General features: G+C 61.7%; 18 protein-coding genes. 11 read left to right on the top strand and 7 right to left on the bottom strand.

The window, feature by feature from the left end; all coding sequences use genetic code 11:
• Nucleotides 1–96 precede the first annotated feature (96 nt).
• Nucleotides 97–471 (bottom strand): YajD family HNH nuclease, encoded by a 375-nt coding sequence (locus J3P95_RS07415; protein WP_186614107.1) that lies wholly within the window; start codon nt 469–471, stop codon nt 97–99.
• 48 nt (nt 472–519) lie between these two features.
• The gene (locus J3P95_RS07420) at nt 520–1,206 is read right to left on the bottom strand and encodes a spermidine synthase (protein WP_030141186.1); all 687 of its coding nucleotides are present in this window, start codon (nt 1,204–1,206) and stop codon (nt 520–522) included.
• A 75-nt stretch (nt 1,207–1,281) separates the two neighbouring features.
• On the opposite strand from J3P95_RS07420, the gene J3P95_RS07425 reads away from it, so the two are divergent.
• A complete protein-coding gene (locus J3P95_RS07425) occupies nt 1,282–1,569 on the top strand; it encodes a hypothetical protein (protein WP_434578060.1) in 288 nt (95 codons plus the stop codon).
• Here J3P95_RS07425 and J3P95_RS07430 read toward each other — a convergent pair.
• Entirely contained in the window at nt 1,566–2,039 is a 474-nt protein-coding gene (locus tag J3P95_RS07430) for a cyclic nucleotide-binding domain-containing protein (RefSeq protein WP_434561886.1), read from the bottom strand. The genes J3P95_RS07425 and J3P95_RS07430 overlap by 4 nt on opposite strands.
• Nucleotides 2,040–2,145: 106 nt before the next feature.
• The gene (locus J3P95_RS07435; RefSeq protein ID WP_434626429.1) at nt 2,146–4,200 is read right to left on the bottom strand and encodes a S9 family peptidase; all 2,055 of its coding nucleotides are present in this window, start codon (nt 4,198–4,200) and stop codon (nt 2,146–2,148) included.
• Between the two features lie 159 nt (nt 4,201–4,359).
• Between J3P95_RS07435 and J3P95_RS07440 the strand changes: the two genes are divergently transcribed.
• From J3P95_RS07440 to J3P95_RS07470, 7 genes are all read left to right on the top strand, one after another.
• Complete coding sequence (locus J3P95_RS07440; protein WP_186636048.1) at nt 4,360–4,854, top strand: MFS transporter; 495 nt, start codon at nt 4,360–4,362, stop codon at nt 4,852–4,854.
• A gap of 31 nt (nt 4,855–4,885) precedes the next feature.
• Entirely contained in the window at nt 4,886–5,662 is a 777-nt protein-coding gene (locus J3P95_RS07445) for a class II glutamine amidotransferase (protein WP_434578057.1), read from the top strand.
• A 12-nt stretch (nt 5,663–5,674) separates the two neighbouring features.
• Entirely contained in the window at nt 5,675–6,217 is a 543-nt protein-coding gene (locus J3P95_RS07450; RefSeq protein ID WP_025212399.1) for a DUF2937 family protein, read from the top strand.
• Between the two features lie 326 nt (nt 6,218–6,543).
• On the top strand, nt 6,544–7,830 hold the full coding sequence (locus J3P95_RS07455; protein ID WP_434578055.1) for an MFS transporter: 1,287 nt from the start codon (nt 6,544–6,546) through the stop codon (nt 7,828–7,830).
• Between the two features lie 62 nt (nt 7,831–7,892).
• On the top strand, nt 7,893–8,645 hold the full coding sequence (locus J3P95_RS07460; protein WP_434578053.1) for a 5-oxoprolinase subunit PxpA: 753 nt from the start codon (nt 7,893–7,895) through the stop codon (nt 8,643–8,645).
• On the top strand, nt 8,642–9,346 hold the full coding sequence (gene pxpB, locus J3P95_RS07465) for a 5-oxoprolinase subunit PxpB (protein ID WP_434578052.1): 705 nt from the start codon (nt 8,642–8,644) through the stop codon (nt 9,344–9,346). The genes J3P95_RS07460 and pxpB overlap by 4 nt, the downstream gene beginning before the upstream one ends.
• Complete coding sequence (locus J3P95_RS07470) at nt 9,343–10,263, top strand: biotin-dependent carboxyltransferase family protein (protein WP_434578051.1); 921 nt, start codon at nt 9,343–9,345, stop codon at nt 10,261–10,263. The genes pxpB and J3P95_RS07470 overlap by 4 nt, the downstream gene beginning before the upstream one ends.
• A 52-nt stretch (nt 10,264–10,315) precedes the next feature.
• On the opposite strand, the gene J3P95_RS07475 is transcribed toward J3P95_RS07470, so the two are convergent.
• Nucleotides 10,316–11,494, bottom strand: coding sequence for a vWA domain-containing protein (locus J3P95_RS07475; protein ID WP_305496176.1), 1,179 nt, complete (start codon nt 11,492–11,494; stop codon nt 10,316–10,318).
• Nucleotides 11,495–11,528: 34 nt separating this feature from the next.
• Nucleotides 11,529–12,374, bottom strand: coding sequence for an AAA family ATPase (locus J3P95_RS07480; protein WP_025212404.1), 846 nt, complete (start codon nt 12,372–12,374; stop codon nt 11,529–11,531).
• A 402-nt stretch (nt 12,375–12,776) separates the two neighbouring features.
• Here J3P95_RS07480 and J3P95_RS07485 point away from each other — a divergent pair, with 402 nt between their 5' ends.
• Nucleotides 12,777–13,277 carry a DUF2442 domain-containing protein gene (locus J3P95_RS07485; protein ID WP_434578048.1) on the top strand — a complete coding sequence of 167 codons (501 nt, stop codon included), beginning with the start codon at nt 12,777–12,779 and terminating at the stop codon, nt 13,275–13,277.
• Here J3P95_RS07485 and J3P95_RS07490 read toward each other — a convergent pair.
• Nucleotides 13,274–14,350 carry a DUF748 domain-containing protein gene (locus tag J3P95_RS07490; protein ID WP_434578046.1) on the bottom strand — a complete coding sequence of 359 codons (1,077 nt, stop codon included), beginning with the start codon at nt 14,348–14,350 and terminating at the stop codon, nt 13,274–13,276. The genes J3P95_RS07485 and J3P95_RS07490 overlap by 4 nt on opposite strands.
• A 124-nt stretch (nt 14,351–14,474) precedes the next feature.
• On the opposite strand from J3P95_RS07490, the gene cysK reads away from it, so the two are divergent.
• Complete coding sequence (cysK, locus tag J3P95_RS07495) at nt 14,475–15,449, top strand: cysteine synthase A (protein WP_434561902.1); 975 nt, start codon at nt 14,475–14,477, stop codon at nt 15,447–15,449.
• A gap of 201 nt (nt 15,450–15,650) precedes the next feature.
• A complete protein-coding gene (locus tag J3P95_RS07500; RefSeq protein WP_434578044.1) occupies nt 15,651–16,589 on the top strand; it encodes an aspartyl/asparaginyl beta-hydroxylase domain-containing protein in 939 nt (312 codons plus the stop codon).
• The last annotated feature ends 184 nt before the right edge of the window (nt 16,590–16,773 follow it).

Here is a 16,773-nt window from a genome sequence, read left to right on the forward strand (position 1 = left end):
TGAGAAAAGGCGCGATTATACGGGGAATGCCGTTTACTTACGAAAAACGATACGCCCGTGGCGAGGGAACAGGCTCCCTTGCCCCGATGGGGCCTGCTATTCGTCTTTTTTCATCAGTCCGGCCAATGCGGCGAAGGGGTTATGGGTCGCCTTGGCGATCTTCGGCGTGCTCAGGGAGCCGTCGCCAAAGTATTGCTGGTCGGTATAACGCGAGTGCTCGTTGTCGTGGCAGTACAAGCACAGCAGTTCCCAGTTGGAACCGTCCTGCGGGTTGTTGTCGTGGTTGTGGTCGCGGTGGTGAACGGTCAGTTCGCTCAGGCGCTTGCCGGAAAACTCACGGGCGCAGCGGCCGCAGACGTGGGGGTACATTTTCAGGGCTTTGTCGCGGTAGCCCATTTCCCGGTCGCGCTGGGCGTCGGCAAGGATGCGGTCCAGCTTGGCGGTGTTGGACGGTGGGGGGGACGAACTCATGGGTTCACCTCTGTGGAAAAGACTGATGACGGTTGGACAGAGTTTAGCTCAGCCCTTGAGCTTCTCGGCAATCCAGATGGTGTGGCGGGTGCCTTTGTTGCCGTGGGCGAAGACTTGCACCTCTTCAGCCTTGAAGCCGGCCTTCTTCAGCTTATCGGAAAACTGCCGGTCAGCACTGGCTGACCACACGGCCAGCACGCCCTTGGGCCGCAGGGCTTTGGCGCAGGCGGCCAGGCCACCGGCCGAGTACAGCCAGCTGTTGGCTTTCTGGGTCAGGCCTTCGGGGCCGTTGTCGACGTCCAGCATGATTGCGTCGAAGCCCTGGGGCTCGGCTTGCAGCACTTTGGCGACGTCTTCCATGCGGATCACCGTGCGCGGGTCCGACAGCGGCCGTCCGGCCTTTTCGCCCAAGGGGCCGCGATTCCACTCCACCACGCCGGGAACCAGTTCGGCCACCACCACTTCGGCGCTCTTGCCCAAATGCTTGAGGGCCGAGGCGAGGGTGAAGCCCATGCCGAGCCCCCCGATCAGCACGCGCGAGCCAGGACGGCCGGCGACCTTGCGGCAAGGAATCTCGGCCAAGGCATCTTCGGAACCGTGCATGCGCGTATTCATCAACTGCCCGCCGTCACCGCCCTGGATCTTGATGACGAAGTCTTCGCCATATTCGAACAGGCACAGGGCACCGCCGTTGTCAGGGATGGGCGTGGTGTCGAGCAGAACGAAACGTTTCATGGAAATCTCATGGGAAGGGGCAGACTTGCCCGGTAGGGACTAGCCTCAAAGCAGACAATAGCCATGGAGCCATTGATGAAGTGCAGCATTCTAACGGCCATTGCCCTGGCGGCGCTCTCGATAAGTTATGCACAGGCCCAGCAGCCGACCATTCCAGTATCGCCGCCGAGCATTCCCGGTTCGCCCGGCGCCGCCACGCCCATGCCGTACCCGCCGGTCGCGCCCAGTGGCGTACCCAAGGCCGGCCCTGGAAGTGGCGGCCCGCCCTTGCTGCCGCCGATCGAAATGCCCAGGCCGCCGAAGGACCAACCGATACCGGGCCTGGAACCTAAGCCGCCGAAGGCCAAGTCGCCTGGTGGCTAGACCTGCTGCGACAGTAACTGTCCATCGGCCATGCGCAGGCGCTTGGACAGGGAGACGGCGAGGGCGCGGATGATCTTGGCGGCAATCTTCGGCGCGTCGTTGAGCATTTTTTCCAGGGAATCCTTGCCCAGGTTCAGCAACTGGCAATCAGTGGCTGCAATGCAACTGGCCGAACGCCGTTCGCCATCGAGCACGGCCATTTCGCCGAACGCCCGGCCGCTGCGCAGTGTAGCGATGGTGACGGGTTGGCCGTCAGGGCCGGTTTTTTGTACGGCCACTTGGCCGGTGTGAAGGATGCACATGAAGCTGCCAGCATCGCCCTCGTGAAATATCGCCTCGCCTTGGGCGATGGTGCTGATGCTGAAATAGCCCGACGCCGCGGCGAAGTCGACGGGCAGCAATTGGTCGAACAAGCCGCAGTCCATCAGCCAATCGCGAATCTGGTTGTTCAGTAAAGTCGGTTCTGACATGTCGTCACGGTCTTTTCTTGTGTTTACAGGGTCAGCCTGGCCTTGGGGGAGAACAGATGGGATGCCTTGCCAATGGAGCTAAGACCCGGCCATCCCACAGAGTTCCTCAGGCCCGTCCTAAAACCTTCAGGACAAATGCATATTCGAGCGCTACGTCACGCAATCCCTGATAGCGACCGCTCATTCCACCGTGGCCGGCGCCCAGTTCGGTCTTGAGCAGCAGCGGATTGTCATCGGTCTTGGTGGCCCGAAGTTTGGCCACCCATTTTGCCGCTTCCCAATACTGCACGCGGCTGTCGTTGTAGCCGGCGATAACCAGCATCGCCGGATACGCTTGGGCGCGAACGTTTTCATAGGGGGCGTAGGCCCTGATCCGATCATAGACCTGCGGCTCTTCGGGATTGCCCCATTCGTCGTATTCCGTGACGGTCAGCGGCAGCTCAGGGTCGAGCATCGTGTTGAGCACATCGACGAACGGCACTTCGGCAATTGCGACCTTGAACAGCTCGGGGCGCTGGTTGAGCACCGCGCCGATCAACAGGCCACCGGCGCTGCCACCGCTGATTGCCAGCTGTTCGGCCGTGGTGTAGCCCTCGGCGATCAGGTGTTCGGCGCAGGCGATGAAGTCGCTGAAGGTGTTGTGCTTGTGCTCTTGCTTGCCCGCGCGATACCAGGCCTCGCCCAGTTCCCCGCCACCGCGGACATGGGCGATGGCAAACGCCACGCCACGGTCCAACAGGCTCAGCCGCGCGTGGGAAAACCATGGATCGAGGCTCTCGCCATAGGCGCCGTAGCCATACAGATAGAGCGGTACCGGCTGGCCGAGGGCTTCACGCTTGACCACCAGGCTGATGGGCACTTGCGTGCCGTCCGGTGCTGTGGCCCAAAGGCGCTGGCTGACGTAGCCATCGGCGTCGAACGGACCCAGCACCGGGGTTTGCTTGAGTACGACCTGGTCACCGCTGGCCAGGTCCAGCTGGCGGATTTGCGCCGGACGGTTCAGGGCCTCGTAGCGCAGGCGAACGCGCTCGCTGACGAATTCCAGGCTGTTCTGCACGTGCAGGCTGTAGGCCGCGTCTGGCAATTGCACCCGATACGCCGGCAAGCCGTGTGGATGAACTTCGATGATCGGCAGACCGCCTTCGCGCAGGCTCAACGTCATCGCGCTGGCGTTGAGGCTCAGGCTATCGATCATCACCGTGTCGCTGTGGGGGATCAGCTGCTGCCAGTCAGCCTCGGTCGGCGCTTCGCCCGTATCGGCCGCCTGGTACAGCGCGTAATTGATGCCGTCGCGGTTGCTGCGGATGAACCAAGTCCACTGGCCGTCGAGCAAGCCGTGATCGACATCATATTCATGGTGCTCCACCCGTGGCGCCAGGCAGGTAAACGGCCGTTGCGGTTGTGTGGCGTCCAGCACCCAGATCTCGCTGGTGGTCTTGCTGCCCAGGGACAGGATCAGCTGGCGCTCCGAACTCGAACGGTAGCAGTGCAGGAAGAAACGCCCGTCCGGCTCATGGAACACCTCTTCGGCGGCCGTGCCGTCCAGGCGATAGCGCAGCAGCTTGTGCGGGCGGTGGGTGTCGTCCAGTTCGCCAAAGAACAGCGTCAGGCTGTCGTTGGCCCAGGTCATGCTGCCGTCGCAGTTTTCGAAGGAGAGTTCGCTGACCTTGTCGTTGGACAATTCCTTCACGAACAAGGTGTAGATCTCATCGCCCGTGGTATCCAGGCTGTAGGCCAGGCGCTGATGGTCGGGGCTGATGCTGAACGCACCCAGGGAAAAGAACCCACCGCCGGCCAGCGCGTTCGGGTCCAGCAAGAGTTGTTCATGGCTTTCATCGACGGTCAGGCTGTCGTCGGCCGGACGCGGGCAGCGGTAATGACGGGGGTATTCGTCACCGGCCGTGGTGCGGGTGTAATACAAGTACGGGCCCCAGGGCGAGGGCAGGGACAGGTCGGTCTCGAGGATCCGTCCCTTGATTTCCTGGAACAGCGTTTCGCGCAATTCGGCCTGATCGGCGAGTCGGGTTTCCTGATAACGGTTTTCGGCCTTGAGGTATTCGAGCACGGCGTCGGTGTCGCGCTCCTGCAGCCAGGCATACGGGTCGACACCGGCGTCCTTGCGGGCAATCGGTGCGTCGGGAACGTGGGCGGATAGGGGCATGAAAAAACTCTCGGGCTGGATACGAAAAGGGACAAGTGGCCGGTGACGTCAGTTCTGTTGCCGGACCGAAAAACTCACCATGCCAGCCAAGGGGCAGACACCGGGGCAGCCTGACGAGCGAAAAGCCGTTACTATAAGCGCCTCTTTGCCTGCCTTGCCATGGACACCATGACCGAGAACGACTATCTGATTGCCTGGGGCCTCTACGCCTTCGCCGCCTTGGGCTGCCTGCTGGTATGGATGCGCATGACCCGCTTCATGTGGCGCTGGTTGCGCGAGCCGCTGCGGCTGTTGATGGCGGTGCTGCTGTTCAGCCCGACCATCGTCGACCCGGTGAAGGAAAAGGTTGCGCCGGCGCTGGCAATTGTCGCCCTGGATGTGCTGTTCAAGGTTGGCAACAATCTCTGGCGCGCAGCGTCGGACCTGCTCATGTACGGCATGATCGCCTTCGGCCTCTACCTGATTGTCGTGCTGATCCGCTTCCCTATCGAACGCGCTTCAAAGGCCCGCAAGGAGCGAGCTGCCGCCGCGAAAGCCGCCGAGGCAGCCGAGCCTGACGACGAACCGCCGTTCGGCGTCGCCGGCGATGACCGCTACGGTCGCCCACCCGTGCCGAGTAACCCTCAGCGTTCGCGTATCGAACCGCGCCTGTAGCCAGGCCTCCCATTCCTCCAAGGGTTCGAGCATGTGTGAATTATTGGGCATGAGTGCCAATGTGCCGACCGACATCGTGTTCAGCTTCACCGGGTTGATGCAGCGCGGGGGCAAGACCGGACCACATCGCGACGGCTGGGGGATCGCCTTCTATGAAGGCCGCGGCTTGCGCCTGTTCCAGGACCCGGCCGCGAGCAGCGAGTCGGAGGTGGCGAACCTGGTGCAGCGCTATCCGATCAAGAGCGAAGTGGTGATCGGGCATATCCGCCAGGCCAACGTCGGCAAGGTCTGCCTGTCCAACACCCACCCGTTCGTGCGTGAGCTGTGGGGGCGAAACTGGTGTTTCGCCCACAACGGCCAGCTCGCCGATTTCCAGCCGGGCGTGAGCTTCTACCGCCCCGTGGGCGATACCGACAGCGAAGCGGCATTCTGTGATTTGCTCAACCGCCTGCGCCAAGCCTTTCCGGAACCGGTGGAAGTGGAGCAATTATTGCCATCGTTGATCGAAGCCTGCAGCGAATATCGCAGCAAAGGCGTGTTCAACTGCCTGCTCAGCGACGGTGACTGGTTGTTCTGCTATTGCTCGACCAAACTCGCGCAGATCACCCGGCGCGCACCGTTCGGTCCGGCGCGGCTCAAGGACGTCGACGTGATTGTCGATTTCCAGGCCGAAACCACACCCAACGACGTGGTCACGGTGATTGCCACCGAACCCCTGACTGAAAACGAAACCTGGACCCGCTACGAACCGGGCCAATGGAGCCTGTGGCGACGCGGCGAATGCGTCAGCCACGGCCGAACCGAATAAGGACGTCAGACTATGTTGCTCAGCTATCTACGGTTGGTGTTGTTCGCGGTGGGCCTGCTGGTCGGGGTCCAGGTGCCAGGCTTTGTCAGCGACTATGCCAAGCGGGTCGAAGCTCACCTGATCGAGGCGCAAACCGGGCTCCAGGGTTTCCAGGGCACCGCGAATCAATTTTTCAAGGGCGACATGCAGGCCTTGGTCGCGCATTACCGCGCCAGCGAGGACCCGATCTTTCGCAGCGATGCCGACAGCCTGAACACGTTGCTTGTGCGTCAGCAGGCGTTGGACAAGCAATTCCAGGCGATGCAAGGCCCGTGGTATATCCGCCTGCTGCAAGTGGCGCTGGCGGCCGATCCGGACATCCGCAAGGAAACCTGGAACGGCTACAGCTACCAGATCCTGCTGACGCCCGAGGCTATGATCTGGGGCATCAGCGGTGCCCTGTTGCTGTCGTTCGGCCTGGAATGCCTGTTCCGCCTGATCGACTGGGTCGTGCTGGGCGGCAAACGCCTGCGCCAGAGCCGGCCGATTGAAGAGCGCGACCTGCGCGGACTCTGACAGCGCTTTTTGTGGCGAGGGAGCTTGCTCCCGCTGGGCCGGGCTCGCGCTCCAGCGCGCAGCGGCCCCGAAACCAGACGCTGCGCAGTGTCAGGTTGATGATGCCCGGCCGTTTTGGGTCTGCTTTGCAGACCAGCGGGAGCAAGCTCCCTCGCCACAGAAGCGGTCCGCCTTTCCTGGCAATGCTCCGCCCAATCAAATTTTTCTTATGACCCGGCCAAGGTTTTATTCGTTGGACGGGATCGGCTGCGCGCTCAAGAATCGGGGCAACGGTCTCCACGCCAGCGTCGTTGAGACTCACAACAATAAAACCGTGGAGAACCACCATGAGTGCACCCGACACGCTCGGCGTCCCCCAGCCGCAGGCCCGTTCCGGCCCGTTCGACTGGTACCGCAACATCAACCAGCAGGAACGGCGCACGTTCTGGAGCTGCAAGATCGGTTATGCCCTGGACGGCATGGACACGCAAATGCTCAGTTTCGTGGTGCCGACCCTGATCGCCATGTGGGGCATCACCACCGGTGAAGCGGGGCTGATCCACACCAGCACGCTGATCGCTTCGGCCATCGGCGGTTGGGTCGCGGGTATTCTCTCGGACCGCATCGGCCGAGTGCGCACCTTGCAACTGACGGTGTTGTGGTTCGCCTTCTTTACCTTCCTCTGCGGCTTCGCCCAGAACTACGAACAGCTGTTGATCGCCCGCACGTTGATGGGCTTCGGCTTTGGCGGCGAGTGGACCGCTGGCGCGGTGTTGATGGGCGAGGTGATCCGCGCCAAGGACCGTGGCAAGGCGGTGGGCATGGTGCAATCGGGCTGGGCGCTGGGCTGGGGCATGACGGCGATCCTGTATGCGCTGTTGTACTCGGTCTTGCCGCCGGAAGACGCTTGGCGCGCCTTGTTCATTCTCGGCATCGTGCCGGCGGTGTTCGTGATTTTCGTCCGCCGGTTGGTCAAGGATCCGGAAATCTACAACCAGACCAAGGCCCGGCTGACGCCGGAGAATCCGGCCAAGTTCTACGAGATCTTTGCCCCCGGCATCCTCTCCACCACCATCCGGGCTTCGCTGCTGACGACAGGCGCGTTGGGCGGTTACTACGCAATCACCTCCTGGCTGCCGACGTTCCTGAAAAACGAGCGCGGTTTGAGCGTGCTGGGCACCGGCGGATACCTGGCGATGGTCATCGTCGGTTCCTATGTGGGTTACGTGATCAGCGCGTACTTGAGCGACATTCTTGGCCGCAAGAAAAACTTCGTCCTGTTCGCCGTCGGCTCATTCACGATCGTGCTGCTGTACACGCAAGTGCCGGTGAGTAATACCGTGATGCTTTGGCTGGGCTTCCCCCTGGGGTTCTTCGCTTCGGGAATGTTCAGCGGCATGGGCTCGTTCCTCACTGAATTGTTCCCGACCCGCATCCGGGGCTCGGGCCAGGGTTTCTGCTACAACATTGGCCGGGCAGTGGCGGCGCTGTTCCCGCTGTTGATCGGTATTCTCAGCCAGAAGGTGCCATTGAGCGTCGGTATCGGTGCGTTCGCGGCGGTGTCCTACGGAGTGGTGATCCTCGCGGCCCTGAGCCTGCCGGAAACCCAAGGCAAGCAGTTGGAAGCCGAGTAACTGATAACCTGTGGGGCCAATGCCTCATAGCTAAAAAGAAAGAGCCTACAGGAGCGTTCACCGTGAACCGCCTGCTATTGAACTGCGACATCGGCGAAAGCTTTGGCAACTGGACCATCGGTCTGGACGCCGAGGTGATGCCCTTCATCGATTGCGCCAACGTCGCCTGCGGCTTTCATGCCGGCGACCCGAGCATCATGCGCAAGACCGTCAGCCTCGCGCTGAGCCACGACGTACGGATCGGCGCGCACCCGGCCTATCAAGACCTGGCGGGCTTCGGCCGACGTTCCATGGCCTATGGCGCCCAGGAATTGCAGGACCTGTTGCACTATCAGATCGGCGCCCTGGACGGTATCTGCCGCGCCCAAGGTGGCCGGGTCAGCTACGTCAAACCCCACGGTGCGATGTACAACGACATGATGGCCAACCCGGCGCAACTGCGCGCGGTAATCCAGGCAATCGCCGCTTATGACCGGCAGTTGCCGTTGATGCTGATGGCGACCCGGGACAACAGCGCCGCCCAAGCCTTGGGCGATGAGTACGGCCTGACGCTGTGGTTCGAGGCCTTCGCCGACCGAGCCTATGACAGTGCCGGTCATTTGGTTTCCAGGCAATTGCCCGCGGCGGTGCATCACGATCCCGAGATCATCATTGAGCAGGCCCTGACCATCGCCCGCGGCGATGCGCTAACGGCCAGCGATGGCAGCCCCTTGAATCTGCACGCCAACACCTTGTGCGTGCATGGCGACAACGCCAGTTCCGTGGCCGCCGTGCAGCGTATCCGCCAGGCCCTGGACGGGCAGAGCGCGCCATGAAGCCGCGCTTGGAAGTGGTGGCGGTGGACTGCCTGATGGTTCGCCTGTTCGATGAGATCGCCGAGACGAACATGCCGTGGATGCTCGCCGCCAGCGAGCGTTTGCGTGAGGTTTTTGCCGGCGACTTGATCGACCTGGTGCCGTCCTACACTACGTTGATGGTGCATTACGATTTGCTGGCCCTGACGCCGACCCAGGCTCGCGAGCTGATCGGCGAGGCGCTGAACAACCTTTCGCCGGACGCCGGCTCCGTCGGTCAATGCCATGTGTTGCCGGTGTGGTACGACCTAAGCGTCGGGCCCGAGCTGGTCCTGCTATCGAGCCGCAGCGGGTTGACGGTGGAGCAAGTGATCCGTCGCCACACCGAGCGTGAGTACCAAGTGTTTGCCCTGGGGTTCGCGCCGGGCTTCGCCTTCATGGGGCTGGTTGATGAAGAACTGGCCGCGCCGCGCCTCGATACGCCGCGCAAGCAGGTGGCCGCGGGCAGCGTGGGCATCGCCGAGCGCCAGACCGCGGCGTACCCGGTGGTCTCGCCAGGTGGCTGGAACCTGATCGGTCGTACCCCGGCCAAACTGTTCGACCGCGAGCGCGACGGCTACAGCTTGATGCGACCCGGCGACACGGTGCGGTTTGCCGCCATCGATCACGCAGAATTCATCGCCCTGGGGGGCGACGACACTCCGTTGGAGGCCCAGGCATGAGTCGTTTGTTGATTGAGGCCAGCACACCGCTGTGCCTGTTGCAGGACAGCGGCCGTTTCGGCGTCAGGCACTTGGGCGTGACCCAGGGCGGCGCGGCGGATTGGCTGTCGATGAGCTGGGCCAATTGGATGTTGGGCAACGCGCCCGACGCGGCGGTGGTGGAAATCACCCTCGGCGGCTTTACCGTGGTGGCCGAGAAAGATTGCGTGCTGGCGCTGGCCGGGGCTGATCTGGGCGCGCGGGTGGATGGCCAGGCGGTGGCGTCGTGGCGGTTTTTTAGCCTGCGCCAAGGCCAGACCCTGGCGCTCACCCAGCCGGTGCTTGGCGCCCGGGCTTACCTGGCGGCGCCCGGCGGGTTCGACGCGCCCGCGGTGCTGGGCAGCCGGGCGACGGTGGTGCGCGAAGAACTGGGTGGCCTGGATGGGCGGGGGCGGGCGTTGAGTCGCGGCGAACACTTGAGTTATTCAGGCGCGGCGACGCCTCGGCCCATGCCGCACGCGCTGATTCCCGATTTCCAGCAAGCGCAGCCGCTGGACCTGATCCTCGGGGCGCAGAATGGTGCGTTCAGTGGACGGAGCCTCTTCGACGCCTTCAATACGGACTGGACGCTGGACAGTCGCGCCGACCGCATGGGCATGCGCCTGCTTGGCAAAACGTTGGAATATCAGGGCCCGGCGATGATTTCCGAAGGCATTCCGCTGGGGGCCGTGCAGGTGCCGCCGGACGGCCAGCCGATCGTGTTGCTCAATGACCGGCAAACCATCGGCGGCTATCCGCGCCTGGGTGCCCTGACGCCGCTGTCCCTGGCCCGGCTGGCGCAATGCCTGCCGGGGACGCAGGTGCGGTTGCGGCCAGTGGTGCAGGAGGTTGCGCATCGGCAGCAGGTTGAATGTCTTCAGGCGTTCTTGAAGGGTTGAAAAGCTTCGCGATCCGAAGGGATCGCGAAGAGTCATCACTGGCGCGAAGCGCTTATTTGGAGAGAAACCGCATCCCTTCCTCCAAGCCCCGCAAGGTCAGCGGATACATCCGGTCTTCCACCAACTCCCGCACGATGTTGGTCGAGGCGGTATAACCCCAGGTGTCCTTCGGGTACGGATTGATCCAGATGAGCTTCTTGTATTTTTCCATGAAGCGCTGCATCCACACATAACCGGCTTCTTCGTTCCAGTGTTCGACGCTGCCGCCGGCCTGGGTGATTTCATAGGGCGCCATTGCCGCGTCGCCGATGAAGATCACTTTGTAGTCGGCGCCGTACTTGTGCAGCAAGTCCTGGGTCGATGTGCGCTCCGAGGTGCGGCGCAGGTTGTTCTTCCACACCGATTCGTAGACGAAGTTGTGGAAGTAGAAGTACTCCAAGTGCTTGAACTCGGTCTTGCAGGCCGAGAACAGTTCCTCGCAGATCTTTACGTGGGCATCCATCGAGCCACCGATGTCGAACAGCAGCAAGAGCTTGACGGTGTTGCGTCGCTCGGGGCGCATCTGGATGTTCAGCAGGCCGGCGTCCCTGGCGGTGTGGTCGATGGTGCCGTCGATGTCCAGCTCTTCGGCCGCACCTTGGCGAGCGAATTTGCGCAGGCGACGCAGGGCGATCTTGATGTTGCGGGTGCCCAGTTCGACCTGGTCGTCGAGGTTCTTGTACTCGCGCTGGTCCCAGACCTTCACGGCCTTGCCCTGGCGCTTGCCGGCGTCGCCGACACGGATGCCCTCGGGGTTGAAACCGCCGGAGCCGAACGGACTGGTGCCGCCGGTGCCGATCCACTTGTTGCCGCCGGCGTGGCGTTCTTTCTGTTCCTCCAGGCGCTTCTTGAACTCTTCGATCAGTTTGTCCAGGCCACCGAGGGACTGGATCTGCGCCCGTTCTTCGTCGGTCAGCGAGCGCTCGAACTCCTTGCGCAACCAGTCTTCGGGAATCAGCGCCTGGAGGTGATCGTCGAGTTTTTCCAGGCCGTTGAAGTAGGCGCCGAACGCCCGGTCGAACTTATCGAAATGCCGTTCGTCCTTCACCAGGATCGCTCGGGACAGGTAATAGAACTCATCCATGTCGGCAAAGATCACCCGCTGCTTCAGCGCGTTGATCAGGTCCAGCAATTCACGCACCGACACGGGCACCTTGGCAGCGCGCATCTCATTGAACAGGTTAAGCAGCATGGCAATCGCCCTCGCTCTTGTTAGACGAAGAGGATCAGCGAGTGCCGCGACGGCTCATGAACGCCAGGCGCTCGAGCAATTGCACATCCTGCTCGTTCTTGACCAGGGCACCGGCCAGCGGCGGAATGGCCTTGGTCGGATCACGCTCGCGCAGCACCGCTTCGCCGATGTTGTCGGCCATCAGCAGCTTGAGCCAGTCCACCAGCTCGGACGTGGAAGGTTTTTTCTTCAGGCCCGGCACCTTGCGCACGTCGAAGAACACGTCCAGCGCTTCGCTGACCAGGTCCTTCTTGATGTCCGGGTAATGCACGTCGACGATTTTTTGCAGGGTAACGCGGTCGGGGAAGGCGATGTAATGGAAGAAGCAGCGGCGCAGGAAGGCGTCCGGCAGTTCCTTTTCGTTGTTGGAGGTAATGATGATGATCGGGCGCTGCTTGGCCTTGATGGTTTCGTCGGTCTCGTAGACGTAGAACTCCATCTTGTCGAGCTCTTGCAGCAGGTCGTTGGGGAACTCGATGTCGGCCTTGTCGATCTCGTCGATCAGCAGGATGACCCGCTCCTCGGACTCGAACGCTTCCCAGAGCTTGCCTTTCTTCAGGTAATTGCGCACGTCATGGACTTTGTCTACGCCCAATTGCGAGTCCCGCAGGCGGCTGACCGCATCGTACTCGTACAAACCCTGGTGGGCCTTGGTGGTGGACTTGATGTGCCAGGTGATCAGGCGCGCGCCGAAGGACTCCGCCAATTGTTCGGCCAGCATGGTCTTGCCGGTGCCCGGTTCGCCCTTGACCAGCAGCGGCCGCTCCAGGGTGATGGCGGCGTTCACGGCCAGTTTCAGGTCATCGGTGGCCACGTAGGCGCGGGTGCCTTCGAACTTCATCGGTATTTCCTCGAACGGAGTCGCCGGCCCGGCGAGGCGGGGCGCGCGAAATAGATATCGTGCCCGACTATAACGCGCGGCCCCGCCGACTGTGAACGCAGACGCTGTATTCAGTCTCTGAATGGGGCGTCACATGTTGACTCAGTCTTGGCGTCTTGCCAGTATTGCATATCGCCAATTTGGCGATACATTTCTGGATTCATATTTTTCTAACGATCAGCCGCACTTGTGGCGAGGGAGCTTGCTCCCGCTCGAGTGCGCAGCGCTCGCAGGCTTTTAGGGCTGCTTCGCGGCCCAGCGGGAGCAAGCTCCCTCGCCACAAGTGCGCTACACGTAAGCCACGTGTTGGTCGTTGGACTGGGTCAGGGCTCATCAGGCGCAACTGCTGGAGGATTGGCAACGATGCTACCCATGAAACGACCGCGGCTATTGGCCGTGCAGCCTTTATTACCGTGCATTCTCGAACTGACTTTTATCGATGGTCAGCAACTGACGCTGGACCTGAGCGCCGATGTGCAACATTTTCCGGGCCTGCGACCTTTGCTGGAGGAGGGCGCGTTTGAAGGCGCGGTGCTGGGTGACGACGGCTGGAGCGTCGAGTGGCCGGCGCTGGATATTCAGATCGGCGCCGACACTTTGTACCTGGATGCGCTGGCGCAGAATGCAAAGGATGAAAACACCCGCATCTTCATCAGTTGGCGAGCCCGTACCGGCTTGCCGTTGAACCAGGCGGCCGAAGCGCTGGGGGTCAGCGCCCGTAGCATCAGTCGCTACAGCAGCGGTCGCGAAGCGGTGCCGCGTTCGCTGGCCCTGGCGTGCCTGGGCTGGGACTCGCTGCAGCGCGCACCAGCCGTAGCGGCGGCGGAACAGACCGGCCGTTATACCGTCACCGGCAAGGGTTAATCCTTGGAGGGCGGCGGTTGCTCGTAGCGGGCATTGAATGCCTGGACAAAACCATTGCGCAGGATCTGCAGGAAGGCTTCGAATGCACCAATGTCCTGTTGGTGGACGTTGCCGCTGAGTTCCACGCGGGTGGCAAACTGGTTTTTGCGCTGGTTCTTGAGGGCCGTTTCACCCCCTCCGACCAACGCTTCCCAGACGGAGCGGAAGATATTCTTGTTCTGGTTTTCCACGTCCTGCTGCCAGTCGAACACATCCACGTCGCGTAACAGCGGCTTGATATAGCCGCTGAGCTTGGCGTTGTTGGCTTCGGCTTCGACCACCAGGTCGCCGTGGCCGGCGTTGAAGTCAAACTTGCCGTAGGCCGCGGCGAAGTCGTTCAGGCGTTTGAGCTCGATGTTCCTGGCCCGCAGGCGGAAATCGAAGTCCTCGAAGTCGCTCAGCGGGTCGAAGGTGGCCTGGACTTCCAGGGGCGCATGTTCGGCGACAAGGGCCTTGCCCTCGAAGCGAGCGTCGCGCTTGCCTTCGGTGTCGACCACGTTGGTCAGGTTATGGAAAGTGGCGTTCACGTTGGTGGCCCGAAGGTTCACCGGCGGCTTGGAGTTGAAGTTGCGGAAGGTCACCTTGCCATCGTTGATCCGCACCTCGTTGAGGGTGATGGGCATCAACTTGCTCAACTGCTCGCGCCAGTCGGTGCCTTGACCGGTCTGTGAGTTTTGCCGGTTGGCGCCACCGTCGACGAAGTTCACTTCGGGATGGGCGAACTCCACCTCGGCCACGACCGCGTGGTCATGCCACAGTGAGTGCCAGCTCACGGACAAATCGACCAGTGGCGCGTCGACGAACGGCACCGGGACCTTGCCGTCAACCTTGACGATTCGCAGGCCATTGATCCGATAGGCGCCGCGCCAGAGGGCCAAGTCGACATCGGTCACTTGGCCACGGTAACTGCCCATGTCGGCCAGTTTGTCGTTCAGGTAGTTGCGCACCAGGTGAGGCAAGGCGAAATGCAAGGCCACCAGTAGCGCAACGATGGCGACGAAGGCCCACAGTGGCCAGCTGTATCGACGCTTCATGTCAGTAGTCTCCGTTGTTAAACCATTGACCGTTGTCACAGCGGGAACGTTCGCTGCAACTGGACGCCCTTTGGCAACAGGCTTACCTTAAAGCGCTAAATTCCTCTGCATTAAGGACCCGGTCATGAGTCGTATATACGCTGACAACGCCCATTCCATCGGCAATACGCCGCTGGTGCAGATCAACCGCATCGCCCCTCGTGGTGTGACCATCCTGGCCAAGATCGAAGGGCGCAACCCGGGTTACTCGGTCAAGTGCCGGATCGGCGCGAACATGATCTGGGACGCTGAAAGCTCGGGCAAACTCAAGCCTGGCATGACCATCGTCGAGCCAACCTCGGGCAACACCGGTATCGGCCTGGCGTTCGTGGCGGCTGCCCGTGGCTACAAACTGATGCTGACCATGCCGGCGTCCATGAGCATCGAGCGGCGCAAGGTGCTCAAGGCCTTGGGCGCGGAACTGGTGCTCACCGAGCCGGCCAAGGGCATGAAAGGCGCCATCGAGAAAGCCGCCGAAATCCTGGCCAGCGACCCGTCGAAATACTTCATGCCGCAGCAGTTCGATAACCCGGCCAACCCGGCCATCCACGAGAAAACCACCGGTCCGGAAATCTGGAACGACACCGATGGCGCCGTCGATGTGCTGGTCGCGGGCGTGGGGACCGGCGGAACCATTACCGGCGTTTCGCGGTATATCAAGAACACCTGCGGCAAACCGATCCTGTCCGTGGCGGTAGAGCCCGAAGCGTCGCCGGTGATTACCCAACGGATGGCGGGGCAGGAGATCAAGCCCAGTCCTCACAAAATCCAGGGGATCGGTGCGGGTTTCGTACCGAAGAACCTCGATCTGTCGATCGTGGACCAGGTCGAACGGGTCACCGACGATGAGTCCAAGGCCATGGCCCTGCGCTTGATGCAGGAAGAGGGGATTCTCTGCGGCATCTCCTGCGGCGCGGCGATGGCAGTGGCTGTGCGCCTCGCGGAAAAACCGGAAATGCAGGGCAAGACGATCGTCGTGATCCTGCCGGATTCGGGCGAACGCTACCTGTCGAGCATGCTGTTCAGCGACTTGTTTACCGAGCAGGAGACGCAGCAGTAACCGAACATCACCACGTTGGTAATGATTGCCGATGCTTCAGCCAAGGTTCAGGTGGTGCCTGTTAAAAAGTGTTTATTGCGCTTTACTCAATAGAGAATGTTACGTCAGATGGTTTTTACCCGGGCCATGAGTATTTAGCATGGCCCTCGGCTACGTCGGGCAGTTGGCGTTGCGTAAGTGGTTTCTACAAGGAGCTGTTCCATGACCATTTCGTTTGTTGCCAAGGCCTCGGTGTTGCTGCTGTTTCTGGGCAGTACGCTTTATGTGCATTTGCGTGGCAAGGCGCGTTTGCCGGTGTTGCGCCAGTTCGTCAATCACTCTGCGTTGTTCGCCCCCTACAACGCCTTGATGTACCTGTTTTCCGGCGTGCCTGCCAAGCCGTACCTGGATCGCAGCAAGTTCCCTGAACTGGATGTGCTCAAGGACAACTGGCAGGTGATCCGCGACGAAGCCATGCACCTGTTCGACGAGGGCTACATCCGCGCCGCGGAGAAAAACAACGACGCTGGTTTCGGTTCGTTCTTCAAGAAGGGCTGGAAGCGTTTTTACCTCAAGTGGTACGACAAACCGCTGCCTTCGGCAGAGCTGTTGTGCCCCAGAACCGTCGAGCTGGTAAATCGCATCCCCAACGTGCGAGGCGCGATGTTCGCGCTGCTGCCGGGCGACAGCCACCTCAATCCTCATCGCGATCCGTTCGCAGGGTCGCTGCGTTATCACTTGGGGCTGTCCACGCCCAATTCCGACGATTGCCGGATCTTCGTCGACGGGCAGATCTATGCCTGGCGCGACGGCGAAGACGTCATGTTCGATGAAACCTATGTGCACTGGGTCAAGAACGAAACACCCGAGACTCGCGTGATCCTCTTCTGTGATGTCGAGCGGCCCCTGAGAAATCCGTTGATGACGCGCTTCAACCGCACCATCAGCGCCTTCCTCGGACGCGCCACCGCGCCGCAGAACCTGGACGATGAGCACGTCGGCGGCATCAACCTAGCCTATGCCTGGAGCAAATCGTTCAGCGACGGCGTCAGTGGCCGGGTCAAGCAATTCAAGCGCAAGCACCCCAAGGCCTATCGGGTGATGCGGCCCGTGCTGGCGGTGGCCGTGTTGACGGCGCTGGGGTATTGGTTGTTCGTTTAAACATTGCGTAGCTCATGGGGCGCTGGTTATAGTCAGCGTTCTCCGGGTTTTCGAACCCGCCTTCCAAGAGATCGGCTCATGCCTGCATTCCCTTTCACCGCGGTTGTGGTTCCAGCGTTCAACGCTGGCGTCGTGCCGTGCGGGAATCCGCGGCCTGAGCAGATCGGTCAATACCCTCCACCTG

It is taken from the genome of Pseudomonas sp. Z5-35 (assembly GCF_051131945.1).
Classification (GTDB): domain Bacteria; phylum Pseudomonadota; class Gammaproteobacteria; order Pseudomonadales; family Pseudomonadaceae; genus Aquipseudomonas; species Aquipseudomonas marvdashtae.

What these genes read in the sequence shown, in the direction of transcription:
- J3P95_RS07475 (WP_305496176.1), bottom strand. Translation starts at nt 11,494, where the DNA reads ATGCTGCTTAACCTGTTCAATGAGATGCGCGCTGCCAAGGTGCCCGTG.
- J3P95_RS07425 (WP_434578060.1), top strand. Translation starts at nt 1,282, where the DNA reads ATGAAGTGCAGCATTCTAACGGCCATTGCCCTGGCGGCGCTCTCGATA.
- J3P95_RS07435 (WP_434626429.1), bottom strand. Translation starts at nt 4,200, where the DNA reads ATGCCCCTATCCGCCCACGTTCCCGACGCACCGATTGCCCGCAAGGAC.
- J3P95_RS07440 (WP_186636048.1), top strand. Translation starts at nt 4,360, where the DNA reads ATGGACACCATGACCGAGAACGACTATCTGATTGCCTGGGGCCTCTAC.
- J3P95_RS07450 (WP_025212399.1), top strand. Translation starts at nt 5,675, where the DNA reads ATGTTGCTCAGCTATCTACGGTTGGTGTTGTTCGCGGTGGGCCTGCTG.
- J3P95_RS07455 (WP_434578055.1), top strand. Translation starts at nt 6,544, where the DNA reads ATGAGTGCACCCGACACGCTCGGCGTCCCCCAGCCGCAGGCCCGTTCC.
- J3P95_RS07470 (WP_434578051.1), top strand. Translation starts at nt 9,343, where the DNA reads ATGAGTCGTTTGTTGATTGAGGCCAGCACACCGCTGTGCCTGTTGCAG.
- J3P95_RS07430 (WP_434561886.1), bottom strand. Translation starts at nt 2,039, where the DNA reads ATGTCAGAACCGACTTTACTGAACAACCAGATTCGCGATTGGCTGATG.
- J3P95_RS07420 (WP_030141186.1), bottom strand. Translation starts at nt 1,206, where the DNA reads ATGAAACGTTTCGTTCTGCTCGACACCACGCCCATCCCTGACAACGGC.
- J3P95_RS07445 (WP_434578057.1), top strand. Translation starts at nt 4,886, where the DNA reads ATGTGTGAATTATTGGGCATGAGTGCCAATGTGCCGACCGACATCGTG.
- J3P95_RS07485 (WP_434578048.1), top strand. Translation starts at nt 12,777, where the DNA reads ATGCTACCCATGAAACGACCGCGGCTATTGGCCGTGCAGCCTTTATTA.
- J3P95_RS07480 (WP_025212404.1), bottom strand. Translation starts at nt 12,374, where the DNA reads ATGAAGTTCGAAGGCACCCGCGCCTACGTGGCCACCGATGACCTGAAA.
- J3P95_RS07500 (WP_434578044.1), top strand. Translation starts at nt 15,651, where the DNA reads ATGACCATTTCGTTTGTTGCCAAGGCCTCGGTGTTGCTGCTGTTTCTG.
- J3P95_RS07415 (WP_186614107.1), bottom strand. Translation starts at nt 471, where the DNA reads ATGAGTTCGTCCCCCCCACCGTCCAACACCGCCAAGCTGGACCGCATC.
- cysK (WP_434561902.1), top strand. Translation starts at nt 14,475, where the DNA reads ATGAGTCGTATATACGCTGACAACGCCCATTCCATCGGCAATACGCCG.
- J3P95_RS07490 (WP_434578046.1), bottom strand. Translation starts at nt 14,350, where the DNA reads ATGAAGCGTCGATACAGCTGGCCACTGTGGGCCTTCGTCGCCATCGTT.
- pxpB (WP_434578052.1), top strand. Translation starts at nt 8,642, where the DNA reads ATGAAGCCGCGCTTGGAAGTGGTGGCGGTGGACTGCCTGATGGTTCGC.